Origin of the sequence: Mycobacterium ostraviense, from assembly GCF_002705925.1 — a bacterium.
Lineage (GTDB): Bacteria > Actinomycetota > Actinomycetes > Mycobacteriales > Mycobacteriaceae > Mycobacterium > Mycobacterium ostraviense.
The window spans coordinates 1-244 of the sequence record NZ_NKRE01000115.1; the positions used below are offsets into that span (position 1 = coordinate 1).

At 59.8% G+C, this 244-nt stretch carries 1 pseudogene; it reads left to right on the forward strand.

Going from position 1 to position 244, the window contains the following annotated elements:
• Positions 1 to 244, forward strand: a pseudogene (locus tag CDN38_RS29855) (IS607 family element RNA-guided endonuclease TnpB); the annotation flags it as partial.

Sequence of the window (244 nt, forward strand, 5' to 3'; positions counted from 1 at the left end):
CCGCTGGAACCAAATCAAGCATCAGGTAGCGGTACGCGACGATGGCTCCCCGTGGTGGCAGGACAACAGTAAAGAGGTGTACGCCAACGCGGTAGCCAACCTCGCTGAGGCGCTGTCTAACTGGGACGATTCACGCACTGGTGAGCGTGACGGCCCGAAAATGGGCTTCCCGAGATTCAAACGCAAAGGCCGCTCGGCCAAGAGTTTCACTTTCACCACCGAAGCCATGCGGGTGGAGCCGTCC